This is a genomic window from Arabiibacter massiliensis (assembly GCF_902386925.1).
GTDB classification, from domain to species: domain Bacteria; phylum Actinomycetota; class Coriobacteriia; order Coriobacteriales; family Eggerthellaceae; genus Arabiibacter; species Arabiibacter massiliensis.
In genome coordinates this window covers 126,185-150,853 of sequence record NZ_LR698996.1, presented here as the reverse complement: position 1 = coordinate 150,853, position 24,669 = coordinate 126,185, and the positions used below count along the sequence as shown (strand labels likewise).

Here is a 24,669-nt window from a genome sequence, read left to right as displayed (position 1 = left end):
CGACTTTCTAGGAGAGCGTCGCGTACATGACGGCCTTGATGGTGTGCATGCGGTTCTCGGCCTCGTCGAACACCTTGGACTGCTTGGACTCGAAGACCTCGTCGGTGACCTCCATCTCCGTGACGCCGAAGCGCTCGGAGATGTCGGCGCCGATGGTGGTGTTGGTGTCGTGGAACGACGGCAGGCAATGCAGGAAGATGGCGCTCGGATCGGCCATTTCCATGCACTCCTTCGTCACGCGGTACGGCTCGAGGAGCTTGATGCGCTGAGCCCACACCTCATCGGGCTCGCCCATGGACACCCACACGTCGGCGTAGATGGCATGAGCGCCCGTGCAGGCCTCCTTGATGTCCTCGGTCAGCTTGACCGTGGAGCCGTTGCCGGAGGCGATCTCCTCGCAGGTCTTCACGAGGTCGGCGTCGGGCATGTTCTCCTTGGGGCCGCAGGCGACGAAGTTCACGCCCAGCTTGGCGCACACGACCATGAGCGAACGGGCCACGTTGTTGGCGGCGTCGCCCATGAACACCAGCGTCTTGCCCTTGATGTCGTAGTTGAAGTTCTCCTGCATGGTGAGGATGTCGGCGAGCATCTGGGTGGGATGCCACTCGGTGGTAAGTCCGTTCCACACCGGGACCGTCGCGCCGTCGGCCAGCTCCTGCACGTCGGACTGGGCGAAGCCGCGGAACTCGATGCCGTCGTAGAAACGGTCGAGCACGCGGGCGGTGTCCTCGATGGACTCCTTCTTGCCCATCTGGGAGCTGCCCGGATCGAGGTAGGTCACGCCCATGCCGAGGTCCATGGCGCCGACCTCGAACGCGCAGCGGGTGCGGGTGGACGTCTTCTGGAACAGGAGGACGATGTTCTTGCCCTCCAGGTAACGATGGGGGGTACCCGTCAATTTCAGGTTCTTGAATTCGCGGGACAACTTCAGCAGGTACTCGATCTCCTCGGTCGTGAAGTCGAGGAGCCTCAAGAAGTCGCGTCCGCTCAGGCTAGTAGGCATAATCCGATTCCTTTCGTCGTGCGTGATAGACAGACAACACTATCGGCAGGCAGCGCCAAGTTACCGCCCGCCTCTTTTCGGCAGCCAGGGCCGCTTGCGACGGCCCCGGCCAACCGGAAAAGACAAAACAGGCGCGCGGGCTTAGTCCTCGCGCTCGAGCGGCATGCTCATGCAGCGCGGGCCGCCACGGCCGCGGGAAAGCTCTGCGGAAGGCATCTCGAGGACCTTGAGGCCCTTCTCCTTCAGCAGCGCGTTCGTCACGTCGTTGCGCTCGTACACCACGATGGTGCCCGGAGCGATGCACAGCGTGTTCGAGCCGTCGTTCCACTGCTCGCGCTCGGCCGCGATGCGGTCGCCGCCGCCGCAGGGGATGAGCTCCACGGGGTTGCCGACGTACTTCTCGAGGATGTCCTCCAGCTTGCCCGTCATCTCCTTGACCTTGATGCCGGTGCCCTCGGGGGTGATCTCGAAGACGGTCAGCGGGCCCATGATGCCGGGATGGATGGTGAACTTGTCGACGTCGATCTGGGTGAACACCGTGTCGAGGTGCATCATGGCGCGGTTGTTGGGGATGTTGAACGCCAGGATGGTCTCGACCGGGCTGGTCTCGTCGTTGAAGATGTTGTGCGCGATGGCGTCGATGGCGTCGGGCTCGGTGCGCTGCGAGATGCCGATGGCCAGGACCTTGTCGTTGATGTTGAGGATGTCGCCGCCCTCGATGTGGAACGTGTTGTAGCGGCTGTAGTACTCGGGGACGTCCTTGAAGTCCGGATGGTTCCCGAAGATGTACTCGGCGTAGATGGTCTCGCGGTTGCGCGTGACGGAGTACATGCGGTTGATGGACACGCCGTTGCCGATGGACGCGAACGGGTCGCGGGTGAAGTACAGGTTCGGCATGGGGGCGACGACCATCTTGGAGGCCTCGCTCACGAGGTCGACGAGCGAGTTGGACTTGTCCGTGTGAAGCTCGGTGAGGTTGATGCCCTCCATCGTCTTCAGGACCAGCTCGAAGTTGTCAGGGTAGTTGTCGTTCATGTAGTCGTAGATGATCTTCTGGTAGCGGTCGGTGCGGATGCCGGCCTCTTCGATCCACTGCTTGAGGAACTTCTCGCGCAGCTCGGGGTTCTGATCGAGCACTTCCGCCATGAGCTTCTCGAGGTAGACGACCTCGACGCCGTTGTCACGCAGGATCTGCGCGAAGGCATCGTGCTCTTCCTGGGCGACCTTCAGAAACGGGATGTCGTCGAACAGCAGCTCTTCGAGCGTGTTCGGCGTCAGGTTCAGAAGCTCTCGGCCCGGGCGGTGCAACAATACTTTTTTCAAGGGCTTGATTTCGCTCTTGACGTTCACACCAGCCATAGCAACCCTCCTTTTCTTTATGCATTTTCCAGATTTTCGACCATCGGAGCAGCCCGTTGCGCACCGGGCGTCCGGTTGACAGGGTCAAAATCTCATGGTTCGAGGTAAATTGCAACCACAAAAACGAAACAAAATCGAGGGCCGGGAAATACCGCGTGGTTTTTCGGCGAACGGCAGGCGCTAATTATGACTGTCTTCACAGTTTATTCATATTTGCTTTGGCGCGATAGAGCAATGAAGTAGGTGAATCGGGATCGAAACGGGCTTTGGGAAAGGGCCGAGGCGGTGCGAGGGCCGCTGATCTGATTAATCGGAATGCATAAATATTCAGAAACATGCATTTCCGATGCAAGCGCGTCATCGATGGGGCGGCCCGTCGGCTGCCGCAGGGGCCCCCGTTTGCCCAAGGCGCTCCCCTGCCGCCCGCAAAAGCCCAGATGCACCGGCACATTTGCACGAGAGCCGGCAGAGCGCGCCCCCTGTCGCATCCGTTCTTCCCGCGCGGGGGTTTTACGGTATAATACCGGTGCTCGATAAAACGCGCTCGTGGCTCAATGGATAGAGCAACGGACTTCTAATCCGTCGGTTGCAGGTTCGAGTCCTGCCGGGCGCACCAGAATCCGCCCGCCGTTCCGCCCAAGCGGGACGGCTTTTTTGCGACTTCGATAACAAAATTAATATAGCATCGCACAAACCAATGGCAAATGCAAGAATTTTTTCTCAAGAGCGCCGTTCCGAAACCACTCGGGCACCTTCGCGGCACCCCTCCCTTTCCCTCTTGTTAAGGTAGTATACCGATTGGCAACAGTCGCCCGCGCCGAGCCGCACGCTCGCGCGCGATACCGTAGAATTGGAAGCTCCATCAATCCAAGCTCACTCGCCTCTCCGATCGAGCATCGAAAGGAGCCCCGCATGCCCTACTTGGAGGACCATACGCTCTATTACAAGAAGTCCTGCCCGTTCTGCCAGAAGGTCCTGCGCTTCATGGACGAGAACAAGATCATGATGGACACGCGCGACACCCTTCAGCCGGGCAACCAGAACGACCTCGTGCACATCGGCGGCAAGAAGCAGGTGCCGTGCCTCGTCATCGGGGGCAGGCCCCTGTACGAGTCCGACGACATCATCGCCTACCTGCGCGAGCGCCACGTCTGACGCCCTCGCCCGAACCCTGCGAAACGCCCTCGAGACGCATCGGCCTCGAGGGCGTTTCCCTTTTCATCGGGCGACGATGCCGCGGGCGGATGCCGTGCGCAGGGCCCCCGCCCGTTTGGCCACGTAGTCCACGAAGTCCTGCTCCCGGCGGCTCAGGCTGCGCGTCTTCAGATGCGAGATGCCGAACGCCCAGGCGAGCCCCTCGAGCGGGACCGCCCTCACCTTCTCCCCCGCGAACACGTCGAGCCGGGCCAGGTGCGGCAGGCAGAACCCCAGGCACTCGCCTCTTTGGGCGAACTCGTAGATCCAGAATATCTCGGAGCATTCCACCAGCTCGGGCGGCTCGACGCCCGCGCGCTCGCACGCGGCGAGCAGCGCGTGGTGGCATTTGTACTCCCGGCCCGGGATGGCCACCTTCCTGCCGCTCAGATCCGCCAGCCCGAGCCGCTCCCGTCCGCTCAGCGGGTCATCGCGGTGCACCCAGTACTCCACCGGCGAGGAGTACAGCGGCACGGTGGCGAAGTCGTCGGGGCTCGGGAGGATGGTGAGCGCAAGGTCGTAGAGCCCGTCGCGCAGAAGCGATTCGCACAGCGAGTCGGGCAGCTCGTTGATGGTCACCGAGGCGTCGGGGTGCTCACGCTTGAAGCCGTCGAGGAAGTCCGGGCCCAGCATGCCGAACACGCCGAGCGACGACGCGATGCGTATCTCCAGGTAGCCGCTCTTCGCAATGCACTCGAAGGCGCCGGCCAGGAGGTTGCGCTCGGATTGCACGTGCCGGGCGTACTCGTAGAACTCCTCGGCGTAGGGCGTCGGGCGGCGCACGCCGTCGTCGCCCAGCACGAACAGCGGAACGCCCAGGTCGCGCTCCAGGTTGTGGATGGCCTTGGCGAAGCCCTGCGGCGACATGGGCACCTTGGCCGCCGCCGCGCTGAAGCTGGGCGAGTCGTAGGCCAGGATGAAGTAGTCGCACCTGTCTTCCAGCATGTCGGATCCCCTTCCCTCGCCGGCCATTGTACTACGCCGCCGGCGTGCCGAGGCCGCGGCAAGCCGGCTGAAACCAAGTGTTTCACCTGCAAACAGTTAGCTGAATGTCAACCTATTGTGCTCGATACGCCGCTTACTCCACAATAAACCCATGCCGCAGGAGGGCGGCACGGCAAGGGGCAGCCCCTTCGCCAACGGGAGGACCGAATACCGAGGAGGACATCATGATGGAGAATGCGAAGCAGATGAGCAGGCGCTCGTTTCTGGCAGGAGCCGGCGTGCTCACGGCAGGCCTGGCGGGCGCGGCGCTGACGGGCTGCGCGCCCCAGCAGACGAAGGGCGCGTCCGCCGACGCCGCCGAGCCGAATGCCGCCGGAGCCGGGGCCGCCGCTCCCGAGGCAGCCGCCGCGAGCACCGACGCCATCTGGGCCATCCCCGAGCTGGCCGAGCCGAGCGAGACCATCAAAGCCGACGTGTGCATCGTGGGCGCGGGCGGGACGGGCACAGCGGCGGCCATCCAGGCCATCGACCTGGGCCTCAAGCCGGTTGTGATCGAGCGCTTGGGCGGATATGGCGGGTCGTTCATCGGCACCGAGGGCATGACGGGCCTCGAGACGCACTTCACCGAGGCCGACGGCGGCGTGAAGTTCGCCGGCGCGTACAGCCCCGACGCGCCCTACGGCGTGAGGAACGCCATCAACACCTGCCTGAACTACCATCATTGGATCCCGCAGCACAAGCTCTACGAGAACTTCTTCGGCCAGACCTCCGAGACCATCGACTGGCTCGAGAGCCACGGCATCAAGTTCGAGGGCAATATCTCCATCGGCGTGGGCCCGAAGGTGTGGCACGTCTACGACAAGGGCGACAACGCGAGCCCCGGCGGCTACTTCATGCAGTGCTTCGGCGAGGAGGCCGAGAAGCTGGGCGTGGAGGCGCGGTTCAACACGTTCGGCCGCAAGCTCATCGTGGAGGACGGCAAGGTGGCCGGCCTTCTGGCCGAGACCGAGAAGGGCGACGTCATCAAGGTGGAGGCGCCTGTGGTGATCGTGGGCACCGGCGGCTACGCCAACAACTCCGAGTTTTTGTACGCCGTTTCCGAGACGAAGAACGAGAACATCCAGGCGCTCGGCATGGACTGCCGGGCCGGCGACGGCATCAAGATGGCCAAGGACGCCGGCGCGGCCATGGCCGAGGGGCTCGGCACGGTCATGTGGTGCGGGCCGGTGACCATCGGCGCGGTGAACGCCACCTGGACGACCGACGCGTACTCCGCCGGCGTGCAGCCGACGCTGTGGCTCAACGAGAAGGGCGAGCGCTTCTGCAAGGAGGACCTCTGGCTCGACGACTTCGCCGGGGCGGGCATCTGCGTGCGCAACCAGGAGAAGACGTTCGCGCTGTTCACCGAGGCCGACATGCTGCGCTGGGAGAAGGAAGGCCCCGACGGCCAGGTGTTCTCGTTCGGCACGCCGGGCACGCCGCTCGCCGAGGCCCGCGCGGTGCTCGAGAAGGCCGAGGGCTGCCATGTGGGCGACACACTGGAGGCCGTGTGCGGCGAGGTGGGCCTCGACGCGGCCGCGGTGAAGGCCACGCTCGACCAGTACAACGCCTACTGCGATGCGGCCGCCGGCCTCGACGGCGATGACACGAGCGCCGACGAGGAGTTCGGCAAGCGCGCCAAGTTCATGCACAAGATGGACGCGGGCCCGTACTGGCTCTGCGAGACGGCCGACGGCTTCTACACCACCTGCGGCGGTATCAAGGTGAACGAGAAGGCGCAGGTGCTCGATGAGAACGGCCAGGTCATCGGCGGCCTGTACGCCGGCGGCTCGGACGCGGGCGGCCTGTACGGCGACTCCTACGACGTGAAGTTCGCCCCCGGCTCGCAGGCCGCGTGGGCCGTGAACTCCGGGCGTTTGGCCGTGAAGGACGCCAAGGAGTACCTGGGCAAGTAACCGCCTCCCCTTCCCCGCGCGCCGGCAGCGACTCCCCTCCCGCTGCCGGCGCCTCCTGCTGTCGAGACGGCGAGCATTCGCAGGTACCCGCACCTCATCGGCCAATCGCGCAGCGGCAAAGGGAGTCATGGACAAAATCGGCCTTCGGGACTGATTTTTTGCCCAACACCTTTGGCTCGGCTTTTCGTCACCTGGGGTTTCTCTATTCTTCAGCGGCGGCAGCGCGACAAAATCAGTCCCGAAGGCCGATTTTGTCCATGATGCTGCAAGTTATATATGATGTGCGAAGGGATGAGGAGGGGCTTTTCGCGAGAAATCGGCGGTTCGCCACGAAGAAGGGCCGGGTCGCTTGCGGCGATCCGGCCCTTTCGCATTCGGTGGAGCGGGTGACGGGAATCGAACCCGCGTCATGAGCTTGGAAGGCTCAGGTTCTACCATTGAACCACACCCGCGTGACGCGTCGGCTATTGTACCGCAAGATGGCCGCGCGCGAGCGAGAATGTGCCCAGCATCCAAGCAAAACGCGGAAGACACGGAGGTGCCCGCCATGGCCGCGAAGCTGAGCGCCTACAACACGAAACGCGACTTCGAGCGAACCCCTGAGCCGGAGGGCGGCGACTCCCTCGCACCTGCCGGCGGGCCGCTGCGGTTCGTCGTGCACCGCCACTGGGCCTCACGCGAGCACTACGACCTGCGACTCGAATGGGACGGCGTGCTGCTGAGCTGGGCCGTTCCCAAGGGCCCCTCGTACAACCCGCACGACAAGCGCCTGGCCGTGCACGTGGAGGACCATCCGCTCGACTACCGCACGTTCGAGGGAACCATCCCGAAGGGCGAGTACGGCGGCGGCGAGGTGATGCTGTGGGACGAGGGCACGTGGGAGCCGCACGGCGACGTTGACGCGGCGCTGCGAGACGGCGAGCTCAAGTTCGCGCTGCGCGGGCGACGCCTCAAGGGCGACTGGGTGCTCGTGCGCCTGAAGCCCCGGCCGAAGGAGCACGGCGAGAACTGGCTGCTCATCAAGGAGCACGACGGCCTCGAGCGCGATGTTGCGGGCATCGAGGGCCTCGACACGAGCGTGGCCACCGGGCGCACGCGCGCTCAGATCGCCGAGGGCGACGACGGGCAGCTGGCGCGCAACCCCTTCGACCAGGTGGACGTGGAGCTGGCGAAGCTCGTGAGCGAGCCGCCTGCGCGGGGTACCTGGCTCTACGAGGTGAAGTACGACGGCTACCGCATCGTCGCGTTCGTCGAGGCGGGCGAATCGCGGCTCGTCACCCGCAACGGGGTGGACTACACCGGCCGCTTCCCTTCTGTGGCTTCGGCGCTCGCCGACCTCGCGGGCGGGCGCGCGGCGGTGCTCGACGGCGAGCTCGTGGTGACCGACGAGGAGGGTCGGTCGGACTTCCAGGCGTTGCAGGGCTTCCTGAAGCACCCCGCCGGCAAGCATCCCTCCTACGTGGCGTTCGACCTGCTCGCGCTCGACGGCGAGGACCTGCGGGCGCGCCCCTTGGCCGAGCGCAAGCAGCTGCTCGCGGGCGTGCTCGCGGCCGCGCCGCCCGAGGTGCGCTACAGCGAGCACGTGGAGGGACGGGGCCAGGAGAGCTTCGAGGCCGCCTGCAAGCTGGGGCTCGAGGGCGTGGTGGGCAAGCGGGCCGACTCCCCCTACCGCGGCGCGCGCACGGGCGACTGGATCAAGCTCAAGTGCGACCACCGCCAGGAGTTCGTGGTGGGCGGCTTCACCCGCACGGCCAAGAAGCCCGGCGGCGTGAGCGCGCTTCTGCTGGGCGCCTACGAGGGCGGCGCGCTCGCCTACGCGGGACGCGTGGGGTCGGGCATCGGCGAGGACGACGCGCGCGAGCTGCTGGCGAGGTTCGAGGGCCTCGAGCGCGCGGACGCCCCGTTCGCGAACCCGCCGAAGCCGCGCTCGGGCGAGGAGTCGTTCTGGCTCGAGCCCGAGCTGGTGGCCGAGGTGAAGTTCGCCGAGTGGACCGACGACGGCCAGCTGCGCCACCCGAGCTACCAGGGGCTGCGCATCGACAAGGACCCGCGCGACGTGCGGCGGGAGGAAACGGAGGACGGCATGGCCGAGAAGAAGGCGGTTACAAGCAGCGAGCTGGTCGTGGACGGCGTCACCATCACGAGCCCGGGAAAGCTCCTGTTCACCGACCCCGACGTGACGAAGGAGGACGTCGTGCGCTACTACGCGCGCGTCGCCGACGCGATGCTGCCCTTCGCAGGCGGGCGCGTCTTGAGCATCGTGCGCTGCCCGCGCGGCATCGGATCGGCCTGCTTCTTCAAGAAGCACCCGTCGCCGCACGCGCCGGGCATCGTGACCGTGGAGGTGCCGTCGAGCGACGGCGAGCCGGAGGAATACTTCTACGTGGACTCCGCACGCGGCATCCTGGAGGAGGCGCAGATGGACACGCTCGAGTTCCACGTATGGGGCAGCCGGGTGGAGACGCTTGAGCAGCCCGACCTCATGGTGTTCGACCTCGACCCGGACAAGGGCCTCGGGCTCGATCACGTGCGCCGCGGCGCGCGCGACCTCAAGGGCCTGCTGGAAGAGCTGGGGCTCGAGACGTACCTCAAGACGAGCGGCGGCAAGGGCTACCATGTGGTCGTTCCGTTCCAGCCGGAGGCTTCGTGGGACGCGTTCCGCGACTTCGCGAAGCGCATCGCGCAGACGATGGCCGAGAAGTGGCCCGACCGCTACACGAGCAACGTGCGCCTGGCCAAGCGCACCGGCAAGGTGTACATCGACTGGATGCGCAACGGCCGGGGCGCCACGAGCATCGCGCCCTACTCGCTGCGGGCGCGCACGGGCGCGCGCGTGTCGCTGCCGATAAGCTGGGACGAGCTGGACGACGTGGCGCCCGACGCCGTCACCATGGCCGATGCCCTCAAGCGCGTCGAGCGCGGCGCAGACCCCTGGAAGGGCATCTTCGAGCACCGTCAGGCCTTGCGGGGGTGAGAGGAAATGGTCGGGATGACAGGATTCGAACCTGCGACATCCTGCTCCCAAAGCAGGCGCGCTACCAGACTGCGCCACATCCCGACGCCGAAAACAGCAGAAGCCAGTATACCAGAAGTCTGACTCTGCGCTTAACGCATAATCCGGCGACAGCGCCCTCCTCTTGCACGCGAATCGGGCCCTCTCGACATGACGAGCCGCACGTAGTCCTGCGTCTGGCGAAACACGTGGGCGACCACGAACGAATCATAACCGTCCATCGTCAGCGTGACAGGGGCAGAAGGCTCCTCCACGAGCGCGGTGAACGCAACCATGTTCTTCATATCATGACGATAAGGTCTTTCCTGGGGCTGCGACATTTCAAACTCACCTCATTTCGTGGCCAAACTGCACCACAACCCCACTGCGTTCCTACGCCAGCTTCGCGCGGAGCTCGCGGAGGGCGTTGCCTCGGTGGGAGACGGCGTTCTTCTCCTCGGGCAGCGCTTCGGCGAGCGTGCGGACGCCGTCGAACACGTCGGGCAGGAACAGCGGGTCGTAGCCGAAGCCGTGGCTCCCCCGCCCCTCGTGCCCGATGCGGCCCTCCACGGTGCCGCGCGCCACCGTCTCGGCGCCGTCCTCGTCGATGAACGCGAGCGTGCAGACGAACCGCGCCGTGCGCCCCTCGTCGGGGACGTCGGCCAGCTCGGCGAGCAGCTTCGCGTTGTTGGCCGCGTCGTCGCACGGATCGCCCGCGTAGCGGGCCGAGAACACGCCGGGCGCGCCGCCGAGCGCGTCCACCTCGAGGCCCGAGTCGTCGGCGAGCACGGCGCGTCCGCCGCTCGCCTCGCGGGCCGCCTGCGCTTTGATACGCGCGTTGCCCTCGAAGGTGTCGGCGTCCTCGGCCGGGTCGGACTCGATCCCCAGCTCGCGCAATGTTCGGAACTCCCAGCCGGGGAAATCGAGTGCCTCGGCGATCTCGCGCGCCTTGTGGGCGTTGTTGCTGGCGATGACGACGGTCTTCATGGGCTTCTCCTCTTGAATAAGCGGCGCGCCTACGCGCCGAAATCGACGTGGCCCACCGTGTCCACGGGCAGGCGGAACACGCGGCTGCCGAACGAGCGGAACTCCTCGACGTCGGCCCCCGTGGTGTAGAACTCGTGGCTCGGCACACGCCCCGGCTCCGCAAGCGCCCCGCGGCGCTCGAGGATGGCCGCCACGTCGCGCGCGGCCTCCTTGGCCGACGAGATGAGCGTGACCTCGCGGCCCACGACGCTGCCGATGAGCGCCTTGAGCAGCGGGAAGTGCGTGCAGCCCAGCACCAGCGTGTCGATGTCGCACCGCCGCAGCGGCTCGAGGTACTCGCGCGCGATCTCCTGGAACGCCGGGCGCACGTACACTTTCGACGCGAGCGAGGTGAGGTCCTCGATGGGCCCCTCCGCCATGCGCAGCCCCTGCTCGGCGATCTCCACGAAGCGCGGCGTGGCCGTGGAGAACACGGTGATGCCGGCGTCGAGGTGGCGGATGGCCGAGGTGTAGGCCCCCGAATCGACGGTGGCCTTCGTGGCGATGACGCCCACGCGGCGGCTTTTCGTGGCATGCACCGCCGCCCGCGCGCCGGGCTCCACGACGCCGACCACCGGCACGGGAAAGGTCTGCTGCGCGTGCGCGAGGCCGGCCGCCGTGGCCGTGTTGCAGGCGATGACGATGAGCTTCACGCCGCGCTCGACGAGCCAGCCGCCGATCTGCTGCACGAACCCGTCCACCTCCTCGAGCGAGCGCGGGCCGTAGGGGCAGCGGGCCGAATCGCCCAGGTACACGATGGACTCGTCCGGCAGCGCCTTGGCCACCTCGCGCGCCACGGTGAGCCCGCCGAACCCGGAGTCGAACACCCCGATGGGCGCGTTGTCGAACGAGGGGGCCGCGTTCTCGTCCATTTCGGCGTTCGCGCCGGTCAATGTCAGGTTTTCTTCCATGGGGACAGTATAGCGCAGCTCTGGCGGTTGTCTGCAAAAGGGCGCGCGCGGCCACGGTTTCTGCTAATCTGGATGCGAACGAAACGCCCGCACAAGGAGAGGATGCCCCATGAAGGTCCTGCTGATCAACGGAAGCCCGAACGAGAAGCGCTGCACCTACACCGCCCTGAGCGAGGTGGCCGGCGCGCTCGAAGCCGAGGGCGTGGAGGCCGAGATCGCCTGGATCGGGCGCGAGCCCGTGCGAGGCTGCCTCGGCTGCGGCGGCTGCGCCAAGCGCGGCGAGGGCCGCTGCATCTTCGACGACGACGCGGTGAACGGCCTCATCGCCAAGGCGGAGGCGGCCGACGGCCTGGTGGTGGGCACCCCGGTGTTCTACGCGGGCGCGAACGGGGCGCTCCTGGCCGTGCTCGACCGCATGTTCTACGCCGCGTCGGCCCGGCTGCGCTTCAAGCCGGCGGCGGCCGTGGCCTCGGCGCGTCGCGCGGGCACGACGCCGGCCATCGACCAGGTGAACAAATACTTCCAGTTCAACTGCATGCCGCTGGCCTCGGCGAACTACTGGCCCATGGTGCACGGCCAGAGCGCCGAGCAGGTGCGCCAGGACGCGGAGGGGCTCCAGGCCATGCGCGTGCTCGGCCGCAACCTGGCCTGGCTCGTGAAGGCGACGGCCGCCGTGCCCGCGCCCGAGCTGGAGCCCAAGATAGCCACGAGCTTCATCCGCTAGCATGGCGCGCGACCGCGACGCGAAGACGAACGCCCTGCGCGAGCTGGACGCGGCGGGGCTTCCCTACGAGGCGCGCTTCTTCGACTGCGCGCAGGCGCTCTCGGGCGTGGAGGTGGCGCGCCTGCTCGGCCTCGACCAGGACCGGGTGTTCAAGACGCTGGTCACGCAAGGCAAGTCGGGCGCGCATTACGTGTTCATGATCCCCGTGGCCTGCGAACTCGACCTCAAGAAGGCCGCGGCCGCGGCGGGCGAGAAGGCCGTCGCCATGGTGAAGTCGCGCGAGCTTCTGCCCCTCACCGGCTACGTGCACGGCGGCTGCTCGCCCATCGGCATGAAGCGGGCCTTCCCCACCGCCATCGACGAGACGGCGGACCTCTACGACCGCATCGCGTTCTCGGGCGGCCGCATCGGCTGCCAGGTGGAGATGGCGCCCGACGACCTCGCGCGCATCGTGCCACTCAAGCGCGCCGACCTCGTCGTGGTGTGAGCCGGGGGAACGAAGTCCTACCAGTGGCAGACCACCACGTCGCCGCCTTGGAGCAGGGCGTAGAGCTCGGCGGCCTTCGACGGCGGCAGGTTGACGCAGCCGTGGCTGCCGGCGCCGTCGGCGTAGAGCGTGCCGCCGAAGTCGGTCTGCCATTCGGCGTCGTGCAGGCCGATGGCGTTGCCCACGAACGGCATCCAGTACTGCACCTCGGTCTCGTAGATCTTCGTGTCGCCGTTGTAGCCGATGAGCTTCGAGGGGCTTTGCTTCTGGTTGAGCCAGTACACGCCGCTCGGGGTGTCGTGCTCGCCGTCGGGGATGCCGGTGATGCACGCCGACTCCCAGGCGAGCGCGCCGGAGTCGTCGTAGAAGCGCACGTACTGCTCGGACAGGTCGATATCGACGTAGCGGCTGCCCCAGTCGCGCGCGCCCGCGCCGTTGTAGGCGGTGCCGGTGGTGGTGCAGGGCACGTCCACCGTGTCGACGCGGCCCGAGGCCACGCCCTCCTTCACGAGCGAGAGCAGCGCGTCGTGGTCGACCGACCAGCCGTAGACCCCGCCCGACACGGTGAGCGCCTTGCCGTCGGCGCGCGTGTAGGCGCGCGTCGTGCCCACCGTGTCGCACTTGGCGGCCAGCTCGTCAACCCACGCCGCAAGCGCCCCTTCGTCGAGCGTGACGTCGAGGTTCTCGTCGAGCTTCACCCACTGCGACACGAGGTCGGCGTTCACCTCGCCCGCCGTCGTGCCCGACATCTGCAGCACGAGGTCGGCCTGGATCATGGTGTTGGCCTTCTCGGCGGCCCCCACCAGCTTCTTGTCGGTGGAGAACGCCTTGGGCCGAAGCAGGAAGCCCTCGTCGAGGGTCACGCTCTGCTCGAGGTTGGCGATGGCCTCGTCGGCCGCCTTCACCACCTTGTCGGCATCGAGCGCCGTGCCCTCGGTCTCGGGCACCACGACGAAGGAGGCCTGAGCCGCATCGTAGGTGATCGAGGCGTCCACGGGCTGGACGGCCGAGGCGTTGAACTCGCCCACGGCCGTGCGCACAGCCTGGTCGAGGCCCGATTCGCTGTAGCGCGCGACGAGCTTGTCCGTCTCGTCGTGCTGCTTGGCCAGCTCGAGGGGCCAGCTCCACGGATTCACGTCGGCCAGCATGTCGCGCACGACCGCCGCTCCGTCGAAGAACATGTCGGCCTCCGCCGCGGTGAGCGAGAGGCTGAAGCCCTGGCCGTCGATAGAAAGCGCGTAGTCGTCCATCGCGTCGGCGAGCAGGCCCTCCACCTCGGAGGAGGACATGAGCGACACGTCGCGCTCGCCCACGGCGGTGTTGGGCATGAACCGCCCCGTGAAGTACAGGGCGATGCCCACGTAGGCCACGAGGAGCAGCGCGATGAGCACGCCGATGACGATGCCGACGATCTTGAGGGGGCTGCGGCGCTTGTCGGGCATGGCCATCTGGTGGCCCGCCGCCACGGGGCGCATCGGGGCGCCGGGAGCGTAGGCGGGCTCGCCGGCGCGATGCGCGGCGCGTCTGCCGGCGGCCTTCGGATCGGCCGGCCGCACCGGCTGCGGCATCGGGCGCGTCGCGTCCGGAGGGATGACGGGCGGAACGGAGATGCGGGGAGCCTCGGGCTCGCCGCCCTCGGGGCGGGCGTGCTTGTTGTCAGGCGTGTTCTCGGTCATACTCGTCCTCATGCGCTCGGATTATCGTGTTCCATTGTACCAAGGGGCTCGTGCTTCCCCGGTAACAAAAACGTCCGGCGCCCCCTCGATGTTGCGAACGCCACAATATCGCCACGCCGCAAGCACGCGGCCTCCGCAACCCGAGCGGGCAACCCCGGATGCAGCGACGCCCCGCCGGTTGGCCCGGCGGGGCGTCGATCGTTTGTGTGGTGGAGGCGCGGAGAATCGAACTCCGGTCCATACTACCTTCTCCATGAGGCCCTACAAGCTTAGTCGGCGATCGGCGTTCGGTCGCGCGCGGCACGCCGACAGGCGTTGCGCTTCCTAGCCGGTTCGATCTTTGCCTGAGCCATACCGGCTACGTGCTCAAGCGCATTCCCCTAAGTTGATGCCGAACCGCGAGTCGGGGACGTCACGCGGACGACAGCCAGGCGCTATTAAGCAGCCATGGCGAGCGCCGGAGCGCTCTGAGTCTTAGCTTTGCCAATTAAATTGACGGTACCCCTGTTTAACGTGGCGAGGAGACCACGGCCTGCTCCTCATTTCGAACGTACCATGTCGAAACCAGTCGCCCCCAGGAAATCGAGCGGGGTCGAAGGCCCACCTTTTCAACGTGCGTTCGCGATGCGCTGGGCGCTTCGCGAACATCCATTCTATACGCCGCGCGCCGTTTGTCAAGCGACAGGCCGGCTACTTCTTCAGGAAGCTGAAGTCCAGCGCGCTCTTGATGTCGTCGAAGGCGCCCTTGAGCTCGGCGGCTATAGCAACGCCGTCCTTGTAGATGGCGTTCACGTCCTGGGTGGCCTCGGCGACGCCCTCCTTCGTGATGCCGAGGTCGTAGGGGTTGTCCTCCTCGTCCGCGTCCGCCTCGTCCTCGCCGGATTCGACGTAGAAATACTCGACCTCCTCGCCGTCCTCGAGGAGCACGAAGCCGATGGCCTCGCCGTCCTCGTCCTCGAGGTAGCGCACGATGTCGTCGTCGTCCAGCTCCAGCTCCACCAGCTCGTAGCCGTCGTCCTCGTCGGAAGGCTCCATGATGGACGCCTCGTCGGCCTCGTCGGCCAGCTCGTCGCCGTCGACCAGGTGGAAGCCTTCCTCGGACAGATCGATGCCCTCGGCACGCTCCACCACTGCGGCCAGGCCGCCGTCGTAGCCCTCGGGGCTCGTCTCCCCCTCGCCGTCGGGGCCTTCCTCGGCGAAGAAGCCCTCGTAGGCATCCTCGAGGTCGGACTCCTGGGCGTTGGGGTCGAACTCCTCGTCGTCCTGGAACTCCTCCACATCCAGAAGCTCCGTCTCCTGGTCGATGCGCTCGGCCTCCGTTTCGGCGCCGTCCTCGATGTTCTCAAACTCTTCGTCCAAGCCCATGTCAGGCCTCCTTCGCATCGGGCGCCGCGCACGGCGCCGGGATTCACGTCCTACCGGCTGCGTTCCTTGAGCGCGCGCTCCACCTCGCGGCGCGAGTCGCGCTCGGCCATGCTCGCGCGCTTGTCGTAGAGCTTCTTGCCGCGGGCGACGGCCAGCTCCACCTTCACGAGCGAGTTGTCCTTGAAGTACATCTTGAGCGGCACGAGCGCCATACCCTTCTCCTTCACCTGCTCCTGCAGAAGCCTGATCTGGCGCTTGTGCAGGAGGAGCTTGCGCTTGCGGTCGGGGTCGGGGTTGGCGATGTTGCCGTTCACGTAGGGCGGGATGTGCACGTTGTGCAGCCACGCCTCGCCGTCGCGGATGAGCGCGAAGCAGTCGGTGAGCTGGCAGTGGTTCTCGCGCAGCGAGCGCACCTCGGTGCCCGTGAGCTCGATGCCCGCCTCGTAGGTCTCGAGGATCTCGTACTCGTGGAGCGCCTTCTTGTTCTTGGCGATGGTCTTCTCTTCGCGTTTCATGAGGGGCTACTCCACGCCCGTCTCGTCGAACTGCGCCTGCTCGGCGGACTCGGGCGCCTCCTCTGGGGCGGCGTCGTCCTCCTGCGAGGAGAAGCCGCCCATGCCGGGCACGAAGCAGGCGTCCTCGCCCAGGTCGCGGGCGAAGCGCACGATGAGGGCGACCGCGCCCTCGAGGTCGTCCAGGCACACCACCTCCGTGGGCGTGTGCATGTAGCGCAGCGGCACGGACACGAGGCCCGTGGGCACGCCGCCGCGGGCCATCTGGATGGCGCGCGCATCGGTGCCGGTGACGCCGGGCTCGGCCTCTATCTGGTACGGCAGGCCCTCGGCCTCGGCGGCGGCCACCAGGCGCTCGAACACCTCGGGGTTGATGTTGGGGCCGCGCGCGATGACGGGGCCCTCGCCGCAGACGATCTTGCCATGCTTGGCCTTGTCGATGCCGGGGTAGTCGGTGGCGTGCGTCACGTCGAAGGCCAGGCCCACGTCGGGGAACACGGAATACGCGCTCGTCTCGGCGCCGCGCACGCCGATCTCCTCCTGCACGGTGGCCGCGAACGTGAAATCGCCCGCAGGGCGCTCGCCGTGCGCGAGCTCCTCCATGACGCGCGTGCCTATCCACACGCCGGCCTTGTCGTCGAACGCGCGCGACACGGCCATGTTCCGGCCGAAGCGCTCGAAGCCCACACCGAACGTGATCACATCGCCCACGCGCACGAGCTTCTTCACCTGCTTGGCGGGAAGGCCGAGGTCGATGACCAGCTTGTCGAGCGGCGTCACGCTCTTGCGCTCGTCGGGCTCGATGAGGTGGATGGGCTTGCGGCCCACCACGCCGCGCAGGGGTTTAAGCGAGTTGGAGGCGTGCACGTCCACGCGCAGGCCGGGCAGGATGGCCGCATCCACGCCGCCGACGGCCGCCACCGAGAGGAACCCCTCGTCGGAGACGTAGGTGACCATGAGGCCGATCTCGTCCATGTGCGCCGACAGCATGAGCGACGGGCCCGCGCCGGCGCCGCGCAGCGTGGCGTGGACCGATCCCATGACGTTGGTCTGCACCTCGTCGGCCGCGCCGGCCAGGCGCTCGCGCACGAGCTCGGCCACGGCGATCTCCGTGCCGGTGGCAGACGGGGTCTCGAGCAGCTGCTTGAGGAATTTGACCTGCTTCTTCTTCATGATGCTCCCTGGATGTCTGATCGGGGGCCGCGCGCCGAGGCCTTCGGGAACCCGGAGCGCGGCGGTTGTCGTTTCGAAGCATTATAGCGCCTCGCGCGGACGGAGTGCGCCCTGGGGGACACGATGACGAAAGGACGTCACCGGGACTTCACGGGCGGATGCGCGCGGCGCGGCGGACGGGCGCAGGCGGCCTACCACCACTCCTTCTTCTTCGCGCGCTTGCGCTCGGGCTTGGGCGGGCGGAAGTCGAGCTCGAGCTGGCCGTCGGACGCGGGCGCGGCCGCCTTCTTGCGCTCCACGCGGTCGACGTTCCACGACACGGCGTCCTTGCCGAAGAGCTCGAGCATCTTCAGGCGCGCGTCGCGCAGGTTGCCCTTCGTGCCGGCGCGCGACTCGCTCTCGAACTCGAACAGGCCCGTCCCGCGGACGTCGGCGGCGGCGGGCGAGCGGTAATGGGCGATGTAGGTCTGCATGTCCTTCCTTCGGCGCGTCGGGGGGAGCGGTTCGGTTTCCCTGCATCATACCGCAAGGACCCGCCGGCGGGCGCGAAGTTCAGATATTGACCGCAGCGCGGCGCGGTTCACGAAGGCCTGACGGGCGCGCAACAAGGGCCCTACCGCTTCGGCGGCGCGCGGGGAGCTTCCCTACAATGGGAGGAAAGGACAGCAAAGGCGGACTCCATGAACACGATCTACAGCAGCACGGCGGCGCGCGACGGCAGAAGCGCGCTCCTCGAGCGCCTGCCCGAACCGGCGGCGGCCTTCGAGCGCCCGGCGGCGGGCGCGGCGGCGGCTCCTCGGCTGGCCGCGCGCACGATGGACGGCGAGGGCCGCGAGGGCCGGCTCGTCATCGTGTCGAACCGCCTCCCCTACCGCTTCGAGGACGACGGACGGGGCGGCTTCGCGTTCGAGCGCAGCGTCGGCGGGCTGGCCACGGGGCTCGGCCCCCTGCACGAGCAGGCGGGCAACCTCTGGATCGGCTGGGCGGACGCGGGCGACGCGCTCGACGCCGAGGGGCAGCGGGAGCTCGCGGAAGCCCTCGGCGAGCGCGCCTGCCGGCCGGTGTTCCTCGACGAGGACGACGCCGAGCGCTACTACGAGGGCTTCTCGAACTCCGCCGTGTGGCCGCTCTTCCACGGCTTCCCGCAGAACACCCGCTTCGAGGAGGCCGAATGGGAGGCGTACCGGCGCGTGAACGAGCGCTTCCGCGACGCGGTGGTCGCCGAGGCGCGGCCGGGCGACACGCTGTGGATCCAGGACTACCACCTCATGCTGCTGCCGTCGCTTCTGCGCGAGGCGCTGCCCGACGCGCGCATCGGCTTCTTTCTGCACATCCCCTTCCCCGACTACGAGACGTTCCGCATGCTGCCGTGGCGCGAGGAGGTGGTGCGCGGCCTTCTGGGCGCCGACCTGCTGGGCTTCCACGCCTACGACTACGTGCGGCACTTCCTGTCGAGCTGCCGGCGCATCGCGGGCATCGAGAACGCGAGCGGCACGCTCACGGTGGACGGGCGCCTCGTGCAGGCCGACGCGTTCCCCTTAGGGATCGACTACGGGCGCTACCGCGACGCCGCGCGCAAGCCCTCGGTGCGCCGCGCGGCCGCCGAGTTCAGCGCGGAGAAGGGGCATGAGGGCTGCAAGGTGATGCTGTCGGTGGAGCGGCTGGACTACTCCAAGGGCATCCCCGACCGGCTGCACGCCTTCGACGCGTTTCTGGACCGCCACCCCGAGTGGAAGGGCAAGGTGGTGCTCGCGCTGGTCACCGTGCCGTCGCGCGAGAACGTGGAGTCCTACCGCGCCCTCAAGAAGCGCATCGACGAGCTGGTGGGCCTCGTGAACGGCAAGCACTCCACGATGGACTGGACGCCGGTGGACTACTACTACCGCTCGCTGCCGTTCGACCAGCTGGCGAGCCTGTACGTGGCGAGCGACGTCATGCTGGTCACGCCGCTTCGCGACGGGATGAACCTGGTGTGCAAGGAGTACCTGGCCTGCCACGACGGCGAGGGCGGCGTGCTCGTGCTCTCCGAGATGGCCGGCGCGTCCTACGAGCTGCACGAGGCGCTGACCGTGAACCCGTTCGACCTCGAGGGCGTGGTGCGCGCCATGGAGCAGGCCCTCGCGATGCCGCCCGACGAGCAGCGCCGCCGCAACGCCCCCATGCAGGAGCGCCTCGCCCGCTACACGTCGCGCAAGTGGGCGCGCGAGTTCTTGGGCGCGGTTGACGAGGTGAAGCGCCGCCAGGAGGGCATGAGCGCGCGCCTGCTGGGACCGGCTACGGCCGGCAGGCTGGTCGAGGCGTACGGCGGCGCGCGGAGGCGGGCGCTTCTGCTGGACTACGACGGGACGCTCATGCCGTTCTCCGACGATCCGGGGCGCGTTGCCCCCGACGAGCGGCTGCTGGAGCTGCTTTCGCGGCTGGGCTCGACGGAGGGGACGGACGTGGCGGTGGTGTCCGGGCGCGACCGCGACACGCTGGAGGCATGGCTGGGCGCGGCGCCGGTGGACCTCGTGGCCGAGCACGGCGTGTGGTTCCTCGACCGCGCGCAGGGCCGCTGGACGCTGGAGGAGCCGCTCGACGCCGCCTGGAAGGACGCGCTGCGGCCCGTGCTGGCCGATTTCGTCGACCGCACGCCGGGATCGCTTCTGGAAGAGAAGGATTACTCGCTCGTGTGGCACTACCGCATGTGCAGCCAGGAGCTGGCCGAACGTCGCGTCATCGAGGTGAAGAACGCGCTGGGCGGCCTGGCCGACCGGGGGCTCTCGCTCATGGACGGCAACAAGGTGATCGAGATCAGGCCGCGCGGCGTGGACAAGGGGCACGCGGCCCACCGGTGGTTCCGCGACCCGGCCTACGGCTTTCTGCTGGCCGCCGGCGACGACCGCACCGACGAGGACGTGTTCGAGGCCGCGCCCGATCAGGCCTGGACGGTGAAGGTGGGCGGCGGGCCGACCCGCGCGCGGTTCGCGCTGCGGGACTGCCGCGAGATGCGCGAGCTTCTGGAGGCGCTGGCGCGGGCCCGCTAGAACGTGCGGGACACGAGCGCGACCGGGCCTTCGGGAGCGAAGGGGCCGTCGGGGAGCTCGCCTAGGAGGAACGCGAGGACGAGGCCGAGGAGCGCGTCGAGGTCGTCCTCGGAGAACGTGCGGGCCAGGCCGCTGTCGGCGAGGTTCTGGAACGCGGCGGCGTCGCGGTAGCGGATGCCGTCGAGGAGGAGCGCCTTGCGGCGGTTCTCGCGGTCGCGCGCGACGAGGATGGTCTGGGACGGCAGCGCCTCGTAGGCGGGTCCGTCCACGCCGAGCTTTCGGCCGTACCATTCGGGAACGCTGCGCACCCCCTCGTCCGCGAAGAACTCGCGGATCTCGCCGCAGCCGGCGAGCGGGTACGGCGGGAGGTCGTAGCCCTGGCGGCGCGCGTGCGCGAACAGGTAGCGGGACGCGTCGCCCACCTGGATGCGGTCGCCCAACAAATGCGACAGGAGGTCGGCCAGGCGATGGGGCCGCAGACGGCCGGCTTCGAGCTCGAGCAGGCGCGCGAGGCGGGTGACGTTGGCAGCGCCGTCGGCGGTCATCGGGGCCCCTCCCCTTCTTCCGCGTCGGGCATGAGGGCGCGCAGGACCTGCTCGAACGGCTCGTCGGCGGCACGGCGCACGAGGCGTTCCTTCTGGCGGCGCGTGAGGCGCTTGAAGCGGTACTCCGCGCTCATGGCCTCGTGCTTCGAGGCGAACCGGGCCGACGCAACGAGCGTGGCGGGCGTGCGTCCGCGCGTGTACTTCGCGCCCTCGCCGGCGTTGTGGGCCCGCACGCGCTCCTCGACGTCCACGGTATAGCCGGTGTACCAGGTGCCGTCGGCGCATTCGAGCACGTAGAGGTAGAACGAGGCCTGTGGATCCTGCGGGGCCATGCGATTACGCGCGCACCTTCACGACCACCTTGCGCACGCGGGCCGGCGCGGCGAGGGCGCATCCCGGCTTGTGCGCGTCCTCGGGCGCGAGCACGGCCACGTCCCCCGCGCGCAGCACGATCGAGGAGGGCCGGTCGGGCGGAAGGTACAGCCCGAAGTCGCTCCCTTCGTCGAACGGCTGCGCCGCGGCCAGGCCTTCGAGCGGCGCGTACTCCATGACCTCTTCGCCTGAGACGACGAACTGGACGTCGTAGTAGCGCCGATGGGCCTCCATGAGCTTCTCGCCGGCGGGGACGGTGGCGTACTCCTGGACGTTCGCGAACACCTCGTCGCCATCGATGTCGACGCGCCCGAGCGGCAGAGAGGCGAGATCCGCGCGCTTCAGGAACGCGAAGGCGGACTTGAAGCGCGCGGAGAGGTAGTCGTTGTCGGCGACGTGGCCGATCGTCGATGCGAGCATGGGCTACGCCTCGTCGTCTTCGCCCGCCACGCCGTCCATCGACAGGCCCACCACCATGACCATCTGCTGCGCCAGAAGGTCCTTGCACAGCTCTTTGAGCTCGTCGGGGTCCTCGGGCAAAAAGTCGTCTTCCATCGCGTCGACCATGTCGTAGGCGAACTGCTCGTTGAGGCCGAGGATGTCGAAGAACTCCGGGTCGAAGTCCGCGCCGTCGTCGTAGCCGGCCCAGTCGCACGCGTCGCGGTAGCCGGGATCCTTCGGATCGGCGAGGGTGCGGCACAGGTCCTCGTAGCCGCCCATGCCTCCCGAGTCCTCGAGCGGGGCGTGGCGCTCGCCGTCAAGACACACGGGGAGGAACGGGACGAACGCCTCCTCGGCGGACACCTCGTCCTCCACCTCGACGGCGACTTCCCAATTGTCGCCCAGGTCGTAGGTGTAGACGAGGGAGTCGCCCACGCTCAGCGTTTCGCCGATGCCCGCCTTCGACGCGTCGCGGTGCGCGCCGTTGAGCGCGGGCGATGCGGCGAGCTCGTCGCAGAGCTGCGGCGCGTCGTAGGACATGCCGTCTTTCTCGAAGGTGTACAGGTGGTAGCCGGCCCACCCGAAGGAGCGCGCGAGGAATTCGTGGAGCGCGTCCATGTCGACGGCGACGGGAACCAAAAGCCTGCGCCAGATGGGCGGCTCGGATTCGAGGATGGTGGCTTTCACCTGGTAGAGCATGATGTCGCGATCGGAGCCGGGCACGTCGGCACCGGGGAATTCGATGATCTTGGCAGCCATGGGCGGCCTCCCTTCCGTTGATGATCCGGGTAAGTGTAGCAGGTTTCCAAGCGCAACGTCCGCGAGAAAGGACTTTGGCGGACGACGGGAAGGATCTCGTTTCTCGAATCAACCCGCAGCCTTTCGCGAAGAAGCGGCCGGCGAGCGCGAAAGGCCGGAGCTCCGCCGAATCGTTGATGCGGCTCCGCCATGATGTTTCTGGCGACCCCATGGCGGACTTGCGTTTCGGAGCTTTCGGCACAGCCTCTTCCAACCAGCGAGTTCGCGAGGGTTCAACGTAATGACCGGCGCAAGGCTGAAATGCATATCGCGCTTCAGTCGGCGAGCCCATGAGGACTCTACAACCAGGTCAAGCGCGGTGATATGGAGTTCGCCAAATATCAACCCGCGAGCCCGCGAGGGGCTCGACGCGAGGTGCTCGACGCGTGGCGGCCTCGGTCGTCTCGGCCTCCACGTCGTTTCAACCCGCGAGCCCGCGAGGGGCTCGACGAGAAGCCGAGGGACAACGGGCTCCGGCTCAGCGTTTCAACCCGCGAGCCCGCGAGGGGCTCGACCATTCCGGAATAAGGAGGATTGAAGCCCGGATAGTTTCAACCCGCGAGCCCGCGAGGGGCTCGACCGCTGTTGGGCATGTACGGGGCGGGACGGTCGAAGTTTCAACCCGCGAGCCCGCGAGGGGCTCGACTGTCGCTCCGAGGAGGCCAGCGAGTGGGCCGAGAGGTTTCAACCCGCGAGCCCGCGAGGGGCTCGACCCAAACGGCTAGGCCGTCACCTCGGCGTCCCCATGTTTCAACCCGCGAGCCCGCGAGGGGCTCGACCGACCAAGTGCGAGACGCCTACATTTGCACTCGTGTTTCAACCCGCGAGCCCGCGAGGGGCTCGACATTGACGTCCTCTACCGCTTCCTCGACCTTCTGCGTTTCAACCCGCGAGCCCGCGAGGGGCTCGACCGCGTAGAGCGTCTGGTAGACCGATCCGGGCGTGTTTCAACCCGCGAGCCCGCGAGGGGCTCGACTGAGATGCAAGCAGGACTGCTCTTCGAGACGCGTGTTTCAACCCGCGAGCCCGCGAGGGGCTCGACGTCACTTCGGCGATGCCGCTCGATTTGGAGGGGGTGTTTCAACCCGCGAGCCCGCGAGGGGCTCGACGCGCCTTGGGTATAACGGCGAGTAGGTGCGAAGCATGTTTCAACCCGCGAGCCCGCGAGGGGCTCGACGTTTACGCCAACACCGAAGCAGCAACGGGAGTGGGTTTCAACCCGCGAGCCCGCGAGGGGCTCGACGTACTCGGCGAGCACCGTGCCGTCCGAGTTCCTCAGTTTCAACCCGCGAGCCCGCGAGGGGCTCGACCGTGATTGATGACTTAATCGAGGTCGCCGAGGCGTTTCAACCCGCGAGCCCGCGAGGGGCTCGACACGGTGAGATGATGGCGATGCGAGCGCACATCATGTTTCAACCCGCGAGCCCGCGAGGGGCTCGACTTTAACGAAAGGTGGTGTTTGATGGGCGTATCTGAGTTTCAACCCGCGAGCCCGCGAGGGGCTCGACCTCGGCATGGTCGCGCACGTCCTACATTCCCGGCACGTTTCAACCCGCGAGCCCGCGAGGGGCTCGACATCCGAGAAGTCCATCGTCGCCGTCCTGCCCATGTTTCAACCCGCGAGCCCGCGAGGGGCTCGACGCCGCAGTCTCACTAGTAAAGACACGTGTGATAGTTTCAACCCGCGAGCCCGCGAGGGGCTCGACCCAACGACGCAGCGTGGGACGGCGCGCGTGTTGACGTTTCAACCCGCGAGCCCGCGAGGGGCTCGACCGAGCTTGCTTGACCTTCTCGCCCTTGTCGCCCTTGTTTCAACCCGCGAGCCCGCGAGGGGCTCGACCAACCTCCTGGAGCACGCCAGTATAAGGATCGGGTTTCAACCCGCGAGCCCGCGAGGGGCTCGACGCCGAGCGAGATCGCGACCAAGGCCAGCGACAAGTTTCAACCCGCGAGCCCGCGAGGGGCTCGACTTCGTGGCTCGCCGGGCAAGCGCTCGTGGTGTTTGTTTCAACCCGCGAGCCCGCGAGGGGCTCGACGGCCAGTTCGATACTTTCGATGACGTTCCCGGCAATGTTTCAACCCGCGAGCCCGCGAGGGGCTCGACCGACATCGAGGCCGAGTACCGCATGCGGCTGGAGTTTCAACCCGCGAGCCCGCGAGGGGCT

The 24,669-nt window shown here is 67.5% G+C and carries 20 protein-coding genes, 3 tRNA genes, 1 other RNA gene and 1 CRISPR repeat array (1 of these 25 running past the window's edge); of the genes, 7 read left to right on the top strand and 17 right to left on the bottom strand.

Features of this window, described 5'->3' with window-relative positions; genetic code table 11:
• Window positions 1-7 precede the first annotated feature (7 nt).
• Together argF and arcA are read right to left on the bottom strand one after the other, a co-directional pair.
• The gene (argF, locus tag FX134_RS00655; protein WP_080797064.1) at window positions 8-1,003 is read right to left on the bottom strand and encodes an ornithine carbamoyltransferase; all 996 of its coding nucleotides are present in this window, start codon (window positions 1,001-1,003) and stop codon (window positions 8-10) included.
• 141 nt (window positions 1,004-1,144) lie between these two features.
• Complete coding sequence (gene arcA, locus FX134_RS00650; RefSeq protein WP_080797063.1) at window positions 1,145-2,362, bottom strand: arginine deiminase; 1,218 nt, start codon at window positions 2,360-2,362, stop codon at window positions 1,145-1,147.
• A gap of 540 nt (window positions 2,363-2,902) precedes the next feature.
• On the opposite strand from arcA, the gene FX134_RS00645 reads away from it, so the two are divergent.
• Both FX134_RS00645 and FX134_RS00640 read left to right on the top strand, forming a co-directional pair.
• Window positions 2,903-2,978, top strand: a tRNA-Arg gene (locus FX134_RS00645).
• A gap of 296 nt (window positions 2,979-3,274) precedes the next feature.
• Window positions 3,275-3,517: a glutaredoxin family protein gene (locus FX134_RS00640; RefSeq protein ID WP_080797062.1), complete on the top strand. Its 243-nt coding sequence runs from the start codon at window positions 3,275-3,277 to the stop codon at window positions 3,515-3,517.
• Window positions 3,518-3,580: 63 nt separating this feature from the next.
• On the opposite strand, the gene FX134_RS00635 is transcribed toward FX134_RS00640, so the two are convergent.
• A complete protein-coding gene (locus tag FX134_RS00635; protein ID WP_080797061.1) occupies window positions 3,581-4,501 on the bottom strand; it encodes a LysR family transcriptional regulator in 921 nt (306 codons plus the stop codon).
• A gap of 224 nt (window positions 4,502-4,725) precedes the next feature.
• Here FX134_RS00635 and FX134_RS00630 point away from each other — a divergent pair, with 224 nt between their 5' ends.
• Window positions 4,726-6,456, top strand: coding sequence for an FAD-binding protein (locus tag FX134_RS00630; protein WP_080797060.1), 1,731 nt, complete (start codon window positions 4,726-4,728; stop codon window positions 6,454-6,456).
• A 378-nt stretch (window positions 6,457-6,834) separates the two neighbouring features.
• On the opposite strand, the gene FX134_RS00625 is transcribed toward FX134_RS00630, so the two are convergent.
• A tRNA-Gly gene (locus tag FX134_RS00625) sits at window positions 6,835-6,908 on the bottom strand.
• 95 nt (window positions 6,909-7,003) lie between these two features.
• Here FX134_RS00625 and ligD point away from each other — a divergent pair.
• Window positions 7,004-9,430 carry a DNA ligase D gene (gene ligD / locus FX134_RS00620; RefSeq protein WP_080797059.1) on the top strand — a complete coding sequence of 809 codons (2,427 nt, stop codon included), beginning with the start codon at window positions 7,004-7,006 and terminating at the stop codon, window positions 9,428-9,430.
• A gap of 7 nt (window positions 9,431-9,437) precedes the next feature.
• On the opposite strand, the gene FX134_RS00615 is transcribed toward ligD, so the two are convergent.
• From FX134_RS00615 to murI, 3 genes are all read right to left on the bottom strand, one after another.
• Window positions 9,438-9,514: transfer RNA gene (locus FX134_RS00615), tRNA-Pro, on the bottom strand.
• Window positions 9,515-9,841: 327 nt separating this feature from the next.
• The gene (gene rdgB, locus FX134_RS00610; protein ID WP_080797057.1) at window positions 9,842-10,435 is read right to left on the bottom strand and encodes an RdgB/HAM1 family non-canonical purine NTP pyrophosphatase; all 594 of its coding nucleotides are present in this window, start codon (window positions 10,433-10,435) and stop codon (window positions 9,842-9,844) included.
• Window positions 10,436-10,464: 29 nt separating this feature from the next.
• Entirely contained in the window at window positions 10,465-11,346 is an 882-nt protein-coding gene (gene murI, locus FX134_RS00605; RefSeq protein ID WP_087881587.1) for a glutamate racemase, read from the bottom strand.
• Window positions 11,347-11,494: 148 nt separating this feature from the next.
• Between murI and FX134_RS00600 the strand changes: the two genes are divergently transcribed.
• Together FX134_RS00600 and ybaK are read left to right on the top strand one after the other, a co-directional pair.
• Complete coding sequence (locus FX134_RS00600) at window positions 11,495-12,109, top strand: flavodoxin family protein (protein ID WP_080797055.1); 615 nt, start codon at window positions 11,495-11,497, stop codon at window positions 12,107-12,109.
• A 1-nt stretch (window position 12,110) separates the two neighbouring features.
• Window positions 12,111-12,596 (top strand): Cys-tRNA(Pro) deacylase, encoded by a 486-nt coding sequence (gene ybaK, locus FX134_RS00595; RefSeq protein WP_080797054.1) that lies wholly within the window; start codon window positions 12,111-12,113, stop codon window positions 12,594-12,596.
• 17 nt (window positions 12,597-12,613) lie between these two features.
• Here ybaK and FX134_RS00590 read toward each other — a convergent pair whose 3' ends face one another.
• The 6 genes from FX134_RS00590 to FX134_RS00565 form a co-directional block, all read right to left on the bottom strand.
• Entirely contained in the window at window positions 12,614-14,272 is a 1,659-nt protein-coding gene (locus tag FX134_RS00590; protein ID WP_232050795.1) for a L,D-transpeptidase family protein, read from the bottom strand.
• Window positions 14,273-14,479: 207 nt separating this feature from the next.
• Window positions 14,480-14,848: a transfer-messenger RNA gene (ssrA, locus tag FX134_RS00585) on the bottom strand.
• A 114-nt stretch (window positions 14,849-14,962) separates the two neighbouring features.
• The gene (locus FX134_RS00580; RefSeq protein ID WP_080797053.1) at window positions 14,963-15,637 is read right to left on the bottom strand and encodes a hypothetical protein; all 675 of its coding nucleotides are present in this window, start codon (window positions 15,635-15,637) and stop codon (window positions 14,963-14,965) included.
• Window positions 15,638-15,687: 50 nt separating this feature from the next.
• On the bottom strand, window positions 15,688-16,152 hold the full coding sequence (smpB, locus tag FX134_RS00575) for an SsrA-binding protein SmpB (RefSeq protein ID WP_080797052.1): 465 nt from the start codon (window positions 16,150-16,152) through the stop codon (window positions 15,688-15,690).
• Between the two features lie 6 nt (window positions 16,153-16,158).
• Window positions 16,159-17,322 (bottom strand): M42 family metallopeptidase, encoded by a 1,164-nt coding sequence (locus tag FX134_RS00570; protein ID WP_080797051.1) that lies wholly within the window; start codon window positions 17,320-17,322, stop codon window positions 16,159-16,161.
• Between the two features lie 191 nt (window positions 17,323-17,513).
• A complete protein-coding gene (locus FX134_RS00565) occupies window positions 17,514-17,795 on the bottom strand; it encodes a hypothetical protein (protein WP_080797050.1) in 282 nt (93 codons plus the stop codon).
• Window positions 17,796-18,002: 207 nt separating this feature from the next.
• Between FX134_RS00565 and FX134_RS00560 the strand changes: the two genes are divergently transcribed.
• Window positions 18,003-20,348 (top strand): bifunctional alpha,alpha-trehalose-phosphate synthase (UDP-forming)/trehalose-phosphatase, encoded by a 2,346-nt coding sequence (locus FX134_RS00560; protein WP_080797049.1) that lies wholly within the window; start codon window positions 18,003-18,005, stop codon window positions 20,346-20,348.
• On the opposite strand, the gene FX134_RS00555 is transcribed toward FX134_RS00560, so the two are convergent.
• The 4 genes from FX134_RS00555 to FX134_RS00540 are packed head-to-tail and all read right to left on the bottom strand — an operon-like array spanning window position 20,345 to window position 22,465.
• Window positions 20,345-20,893: a hypothetical protein gene (locus FX134_RS00555; RefSeq protein WP_080797048.1), complete on the bottom strand. Its 549-nt coding sequence runs from the start codon at window positions 20,891-20,893 to the stop codon at window positions 20,345-20,347. The genes FX134_RS00560 and FX134_RS00555 overlap by 4 nt on opposite strands.
• Entirely contained in the window at window positions 20,890-21,225 is a 336-nt protein-coding gene (locus FX134_RS00550) for a GIY-YIG nuclease family protein (protein ID WP_080797047.1), read from the bottom strand. Before FX134_RS00550 ends, FX134_RS00555 begins: the two co-directional genes overlap by 4 nt.
• 4 nt (window positions 21,226-21,229) lie before the next feature.
• Window positions 21,230-21,685: a YhcH/YjgK/YiaL family protein gene (locus FX134_RS00545; protein WP_080797046.1), complete on the bottom strand. Its 456-nt coding sequence runs from the start codon at window positions 21,683-21,685 to the stop codon at window positions 21,230-21,232.
• Between the two features lie 3 nt (window positions 21,686-21,688).
• Window positions 21,689-22,465: a plasmid pRiA4b ORF-3 family protein gene (locus FX134_RS00540; protein WP_080797045.1), complete on the bottom strand. Its 777-nt coding sequence runs from the start codon at window positions 22,463-22,465 to the stop codon at window positions 21,689-21,691.
• A gap of 377 nt (window positions 22,466-22,842) precedes the next feature.
• Window positions 22,843-24,669: a CRISPR direct-repeat array (repeat unit 32 nt; unit sequence GTTTCAACCCGCGAGCCCGCGAGGGGCTCGAC) (it continues 1,993 nt past the right edge of the window).

Coding starts and splice junctions, on each gene's coding strand:
- FX134_RS00600 (WP_080797055.1), top strand. CDS start 11,495: ATGAAGGTCCTGCTGATCAACGGAAGCCCGAACGAGAAGCGCTGCACC.
- murI (WP_087881587.1), bottom strand. CDS start 11,346: ATGGACGAGAACGCGGCCCCCTCGTTCGACAACGCGCCCATCGGGGTG.
- FX134_RS00555 (WP_080797048.1), bottom strand. CDS start 20,893: ATGACCGCCGACGGCGCTGCCAACGTCACCCGCCTCGCGCGCCTGCTC.
- FX134_RS00540 (WP_080797045.1), bottom strand. CDS start 22,465: ATGGCTGCCAAGATCATCGAATTCCCCGGTGCCGACGTGCCCGGCTCC.
- FX134_RS00580 (WP_080797053.1), bottom strand. CDS start 15,637: ATGGGCTTGGACGAAGAGTTTGAGAACATCGAGGACGGCGCCGAAACG.
- rdgB (WP_080797057.1), bottom strand. CDS start 10,435: ATGAAGACCGTCGTCATCGCCAGCAACAACGCCCACAAGGCGCGCGAG.
- argF (WP_080797064.1), bottom strand. CDS start 1,003: ATGCCTACTAGCCTGAGCGGACGCGACTTCTTGAGGCTCCTCGACTTC.
- FX134_RS00545 (WP_080797046.1), bottom strand. CDS start 21,685: ATGCTCGCATCGACGATCGGCCACGTCGCCGACAACGACTACCTCTCC.
- ligD (WP_080797059.1), top strand. CDS start 7,004: ATGGCCGCGAAGCTGAGCGCCTACAACACGAAACGCGACTTCGAGCGA.
- FX134_RS00570 (WP_080797051.1), bottom strand. CDS start 17,322: ATGAAGAAGAAGCAGGTCAAATTCCTCAAGCAGCTGCTCGAGACCCCG.
- arcA (WP_080797063.1), bottom strand. CDS start 2,362: ATGGCTGGTGTGAACGTCAAGAGCGAAATCAAGCCCTTGAAAAAAGTA.
- ybaK (WP_080797054.1), top strand. CDS start 12,111: ATGGCGCGCGACCGCGACGCGAAGACGAACGCCCTGCGCGAGCTGGAC.
- FX134_RS00590 (WP_232050795.1), bottom strand. CDS start 14,272: ATGACCGAGAACACGCCTGACAACAAGCACGCCCGCCCCGAGGGCGGC.
- FX134_RS00560 (WP_080797049.1), top strand. CDS start 18,003: ATGAACACGATCTACAGCAGCACGGCGGCGCGCGACGGCAGAAGCGCG.
- FX134_RS00550 (WP_080797047.1), bottom strand. CDS start 21,225: ATGGCCCCGCAGGATCCACAGGCCTCGTTCTACCTCTACGTGCTCGAA.
- FX134_RS00565 (WP_080797050.1), bottom strand. CDS start 17,795: ATGCAGACCTACATCGCCCATTACCGCTCGCCCGCCGCCGCCGACGTC.
- smpB (WP_080797052.1), bottom strand. CDS start 16,152: ATGAAACGCGAAGAGAAGACCATCGCCAAGAACAAGAAGGCGCTCCAC.
- FX134_RS00630 (WP_080797060.1), top strand. CDS start 4,726: ATGATGGAGAATGCGAAGCAGATGAGCAGGCGCTCGTTTCTGGCAGGA.
- FX134_RS00635 (WP_080797061.1), bottom strand. CDS start 4,501: ATGCTGGAAGACAGGTGCGACTACTTCATCCTGGCCTACGACTCGCCC.
- FX134_RS00640 (WP_080797062.1), top strand. CDS start 3,275: ATGCCCTACTTGGAGGACCATACGCTCTATTACAAGAAGTCCTGCCCG.